Raw genomic sequence first — 5,701 nt, forward strand, 5'->3', positions numbered from 1 at the left:
GAGTTCACGCTCCCGGCGCCGCGGTGCCACGACAGGAGACCCGAATCCATGACGGTGACCGACACCGAGGTGGTCCTCGAGGCCGACGGCCTCACCAAGCATTTCCCGGTCCGGCGGGGAGTCCGCGACCTGCTCAGCCGCGATCGCAAGGCCGTCCACGCGGTGGACGACATCAAGCTCACCCTGCGCCGGGGCCGCGTGACCGCACTGGTCGGCGAGTCCGGTTCGGGTAAGTCGACCGTCGCCCGGCTGATGGCCCAGTTGTACGGGCGGACGTCCGGTGACATCCGGTTGCACGGCGAGTCCGTCACGGTCCACGGCGGCCGCAAGTTCCGAGCGTACTGCCGCCGGGTGCAGATGATCTTCCAGGACCCGTTCGCCTCGCTGAACCCGACGCACACCGTGCGGTACCACCTGACCCGGTCGCTGAAGATCCACGGCCGGGCGGGCGATCTCGAGGAGAACCTGCGCGACCTGCTGGTCCAGGTGCAGCTCACGCCGCCGGAGCGCTACCTCGACAAGTTCCCGCACGAACTGTCCGGCGGGCAGCGGCAGCGCGTCTCGATCGCCCGTGCCCTCGGCGCCGACCCGGAGGCACTGCTCGCGGACGAGCCGGTGTCGATGCTCGACGTGTCGATCCGGCTCGGCGTACTGAACCTGCTGCGCGACCTGAAGGAACGGCTCAACCTGGCCATCCTCTACATCACCCACGACATCGCGTCGGCCCGCTACTTCGCCGACGAGACGCTGGTGATGTACGCCGGCCGACTGGTCGAGGGCGGCGACTCGGAGACCGTCACCCAGAACCCGGCGCATCCGTACACCCGCCTGCTGATCGAGAGCGCCCCGGACCCTGATCGTCTGGACCGGGTCGGAGATCTGCGCGCACCGGAGGACCAGGGCAGCGGCGAGCCGCCGAGCCTGATCGCGCCGCCGTCCGGTTGCCGCTTCCACCCGCGCTGCGTGCACGCGATGCCGAAGTGCTCGACCGAACTCCCGCCCCGCTTCGACCTGCCGGCCAACCCTGACAACACCCCGGGCCACTGGGCCGCGTGCTGGCTCTACGAGGAAGGAGCGGCCAAGTGAGGTTCCTCCTGCAACGGATCGCCTTCTACCTCTTCACCGCGTGGGCCGCACTCACCATCAACTTCTTCATCCCGCGGCTGATCCCGGGCGACCCGGTCACCTCGCTGATCAATAAGTTCCAGGGCCAGATGAGCACCGAGGCGATCAACTCGCTGTACGTGCTGTTCGGCCTGGACAAGAACGCGTCACTCTGGAGCCAGTACGTCGACTACTGGGGCCAGGTGCTCCACGGCGACCTCGGGTTGTCGTTCACCTTCTTCCCCACGCCCGTCTCGGAGATCCTCCGGCAGAGCCTGCCGTGGACGATCGCGCTGGTCGGCATCACGACGTTCGCCAGCTTCATGATCGGTACGTCGCTCGGCGTCCTGGCGGGTTGGCGCCGCGGCTCCTGGCTGGACGGGCTGTTGCCCGCGACAACCTTCCTGTCGTCGATCCCGTACTTCTGGCTGGGCCTGCTGGCGATCACGCTGCTGGCCGGTCCGGGCAGCTTCTTCCCGTCGTCGGGCGGGTACGAGCCCGGCCTGGTGCCGTCCTGGGACAGCCAGTTCATCGGCAGCGCGATCCAGCACAGCCTGCTGCCGGCCGTCACGATCCTGATCTCGTCGGTCAGCGGCTGGATCCTCAGCATGCGGAACATGCTGGTGACCGTCGCATCCGAGGACTACATCACCGTTGCCCATGCCAAGGGTCTGCCCGAGCGCCGGGTGATGGTCGGCTACGCCGCCCGGAACGCGCTGCTGCCGAGCGTCTCCGGATTCGCGCTGTCGCTCGGCTTCATCGTCGGCGGCACGCTGCTGGTGGAGATCGTCTTCTCCTACCCGGGCATCGGCTACAACCTGTTCCAGGCCGTCGGCGCGAAGGACTACCCGCTGATGCAGGGCGTGTTCCTGGTGATCACGCTGTCCGTGCTCGTCGCCAACCTGATGGCCGACATCACCTACCTGCTGCTCGACCCGCGCACCCGGAAGGAGGGCTGATCACAGTGTCAGCGCCAGCCAGCACCATCACCGCGGTCACGCCGGGAGGTCCCGAGGTCGCCGCAGCACCGGCGAAGCGCCGCCGGTTGCGCTTCGTCGCCAACCCCAAGGCCGCCACCGGGCTGATCGTGCTCGCGTTCTTCTGCCTGATCGCGATCATCGGCCCGTGGATCGCGCCGTACGATCCGTCCGCCCGCAGCAGCGACCTGATCCAGCCGCCGTCCGGCAAGCACTGGTTCGGGACGACGCACCTCGGGCAGGACATCTTCAGCCAGGTCCTGGTCGGCGCCCGCGGCGTGATGTTCGTCGGCCTGCTGGCCGGCGTCGTGGCGACCGCGTTGTCGATCCTGATCGGTGTCAGCGCGGGCTTCCTCGGCGGCGCCGCGGACGAGAGTCTGTCGGCCTTGTCGAACGTCTTCCTGGTCATCCCGGCGTTGCCGCTGATCATCATCGTCGCCTCGACCATCCCTTCGGCCGGCGATCTCATGGTTGCCTTGGTCATCGGGTTCACCTCGTGGGCCTGGGGCGCGCGAGTGCTGCGCGCGCAGACGCTGTCGTTGCGACGGCGCGACTACGTCGAGGCCGCGCGGGCGACCGGTGAGAGCACCTGGCGGATCATCACCGCCGAGATCATGCCGAACCTGACCGCGATCATCGCTTCCGGCTTCGTCGGCACGGTCATCTTCGCGGTGATGTCCGAGATCACGCTGGCCTTCATCGGCATCTCCACGATCTCCGAATGGAACTGGGGAACGATCCTGTTCTGGGCGCAAAGCCAGCAGGCCCTGGCTCAGGGTGCCTGGTGGTGGTTCGTCCCGGCCGGTCTCGCGATCGCGATCCTCGGTACGGCGCTGTCGCTGATCAACTTCGGGATCGACGAGTTCGTCAGCCCGCGGTTGCGCAGCAGCGGTCACACCCGGGTGAAAACCACGGACGGTCACTCGGTCCGGATGCGGGTCGGGTTCACCCCGGTCCTGTCGTCCAAGGATGCGCCCGCGACTCCCGTCGTACGCCGGAAGGAGGACGCGGCATGAGAGAGCCGGTGCTGGAGATCAGGAACTTCCACGTCGACTACGGTCTCGGCGATCAGGCGGTGCAGGCGGTCCGCGATGTCACGCTGACGCTGCATCGCGGCGAGGTGCTCGGGCTGGCCGGCGAGAGCGGCAGCGGCAAGTCGACGCTGGCGTACGGCGTGACGCGACTGCTGCCACCACCTGGCGTGATCAGCGGGGGCTCGGTGATCTACCACCCGCCGAGCGGCGACGCGTACGACGTGATGGCGCTGACGGACCCGGAGTTGCGGAAGTTCCGCTGGGCCGAGACGTCGATCGTGTTCCAGGGCGCGATGAACTCGCTGAACCCGGTGCACAAGGTCTCGACCCAGATGCTCGACGTGATCAAGGCGCACGAGCCGCAGTTGGGTCCGCAGGGACGGGTCGCGCGCGCGAAGGAGATGCTCAAGCTCGTCGGCATCTCCACCGACCGGATGGACGCCTACCCACATCAGCTGTCCGGCGGCATGCGGCAGCGCGTGATGATCGGGATGGCGCTCGTACTCGAACCGCAGATCGTCATCATGGACGAGCCGACCACCGCGCTCGACGTGGTCATGCAGCGGCAGATCCTGGCCCAGCTGGTCGAGCTGCGCGAGCGGCTCGGGTTCTCGGTGCTGTTCATCACGCACGACCTGTCGCTGCTGGTCGAGTTCTCCGACCGGATCGCGATCATGTACGGCGGCCGGATCGTCGAGGAGGCGCGCTCGGCGGACCTGTACAAGGACTCGTTGCATCCTTACAGCGAAGGGCTTTTGAAGTCCTTCCCGGCGCTGCGCGGCCCACGTCGGGAGCTGGCCGGGATCCCGGGTTCACCACCCGATCTGCGCGGCATGCCCTCCGGCTGTGCGTTCCACCCGCGCTGCCCGCACGCGTTCGACCGCTGCTCGACCGACATCCCGCTGCTGGGAATCCCGTCGGCGCGCAACGACCCCAGCCGGTCCGTCGCCTGCTGGCTCCCCGGCCGCGTCGGCTGACACCATCCCCTTGCGTCCGAAGATCCGTGGCCTATTGCCCGCGATTCTTCGGACGTAAGCTCTTATCACTTCTCGCAGGGAGATCGTTGAGTATGAGCACTGCATTTGTGGCGGGGCTGCCGGCTGGATTCCGGTGGGGTGTCGCGACGTCGGCGTACCAGATCGAGGGCGCCATCGACGCCGACGGCCGGACGCCGTCGATCTGGGACACCTACTGCCGGGTGCCGGGCGCGATCGACAACGGCGACACCGGGGATCTCGCCTGCGACCACTATCACCGGATGCCTGCTGATGTTGCCCTGATCAAGGACCTCGGGTTCGACACCTACCGGTTCTCGGTGGCCTGGCCGCGGGTGCAGCCGCGTGGCAGGGGTCCGGTGAACCCGGCCGGGATCGCGTTCTACGACCGGCTCGTCGACGAGCTGCTTGCCCAGGGCATCGATCCGTGGGTGACGCTGTACCACTGGGATCTGCCGCAGGAGCTCGAGGACGCCGGCGGCTGGCCGGTGCGCGACACGGCGTACCGGTTCGCGGACTACTCGATGATGGTGTTCGACGCGCTGAAGGATCGGGTCGACACGTGGACCACGCTGAACGAGCCGTGGTGCTCGGCGATGCTCGGCTACGCGTACGGCGCTCATGCGCCCGGTCGACGCGAGTACCCGGCGGCACTGGCAGCCGTTCATCACCTGCTGCTCGGACACGGATTGGCGACCTCCCGCCTGCGCGAGGCAGCGCCGCGCAAGCTCGACATCGGGATCACGCTAAACGTGGCGACGGCGTACCCGGCTTCGGACGCGGAGCCGGATGTCGAGGCGGCACGACGTGCGGACGGGTTGGGACGACGGATCTACCTCGACCCGCTCGTCTTCGGCCGCTACCCCGCCGACGTGGTCGCCGACCTGGCCCGCGAAGGTGTCGAACTCCCGGTGCTCGACGGCGATCTGGACATCATCTCGGCGCCGATCGACGTACTCGGGGTGAACTACTACTTCAGCCAGAAGTTCACCGGCTACGCCGAGGACGGCAGCACGGTGGACGCGGACGGGCTGCCGATCAGCCGCACGCTCCCGTTGGGCAAGCCGCGCACCGCGATGGACTGGGAGATCGTCCCCGAAGGGTTCACCGACCTTCTCGTCGGCATCGCCCGCGACTACCCGGGCCTCCCGATGGTCATCACCGAGAACGGCTCCGCCTTCGAGGACGTCCCCGACGCCACCGGTTTCGTCGACGACACCGACCGCACCGCCTACTTCGCCTCCCACCTCGCCGCCGTGGCCGAAGCCATCCGCCAGGGCGCCGACATCCGCGGCTACCTGGCCTGGTCCCTGATGGACAACTTCGAATGGGCCTACGGCTACGTCAAACGCTTCGGCATCGTCCGCGTCGACTACGACACCCAAACCCGCATCCCCAAGGCGAGCGCCGCGTACCTCAAGCACCTCGCCGAACAACACCGAGCGCGATAGCCCGATCGGCAACTGGAGTCCGTCGGGGCAGCCGATGTGGGGAAACTAATGTGCACCTGGCGACGGCAGATTCAGGGGATTGTTGCAACGCCTGATTGTTGGAGGGTGTTGTGATGGGGCGGAAGTTGTCCGAGGTGCGG

At 67.7% G+C, this 5,701-nt stretch carries 5 protein-coding genes; all 5 read left to right on the forward strand.

Annotated elements, in window-relative coordinates:
* The first annotated feature begins 48 nt into the window (after positions 1 to 48).
* The 5 genes from ACXC9Q_RS20940 (at position 49) to ACXC9Q_RS20960 (ending at position 5,561) form a co-directional block, all read left to right on the forward strand.
* Positions 49 to 1,086 carry an ABC transporter ATP-binding protein gene (locus ACXC9Q_RS20940; RefSeq protein ID WP_457058291.1) on the forward strand — a complete coding sequence of 346 codons (1,038 nt, stop codon included), beginning with the start codon at positions 49 to 51 and terminating at the stop codon, positions 1,084 to 1,086.
* On the forward strand, positions 1,083 to 2,063 hold the full coding sequence (locus ACXC9Q_RS20945) for an ABC transporter permease (protein WP_329480828.1): 981 nt from the start codon (positions 1,083 to 1,085) through the stop codon (positions 2,061 to 2,063). The genes ACXC9Q_RS20940 and ACXC9Q_RS20945 overlap by 4 nt, the downstream gene beginning before the upstream one ends.
* Positions 2,064 to 2,068: 5 nt before the next feature.
* A complete protein-coding gene (locus ACXC9Q_RS20950) occupies positions 2,069 to 3,097 on the forward strand; it encodes an ABC transporter permease (protein ID WP_457058292.1) in 1,029 nt (342 codons plus the stop codon).
* The gene (locus ACXC9Q_RS20955; RefSeq protein WP_457058293.1) at positions 3,094 to 4,092 is read left to right on the forward strand and encodes an ABC transporter ATP-binding protein; all 999 of its coding nucleotides are present in this window, start codon (positions 3,094 to 3,096) and stop codon (positions 4,090 to 4,092) included. Before ACXC9Q_RS20950 ends, ACXC9Q_RS20955 begins: the two co-directional genes overlap by 4 nt.
* Positions 4,093 to 4,184: 92 nt before the next feature.
* A complete protein-coding gene (locus ACXC9Q_RS20960) occupies positions 4,185 to 5,561 on the forward strand; it encodes a GH1 family beta-glucosidase (RefSeq protein WP_457058294.1) in 1,377 nt (458 codons plus the stop codon).
* Positions 5,562 to 5,701: the final 140 nt, after the last annotated feature.

This window comes from Kribbella sp. CWNU-51, assembly GCF_054073265.1.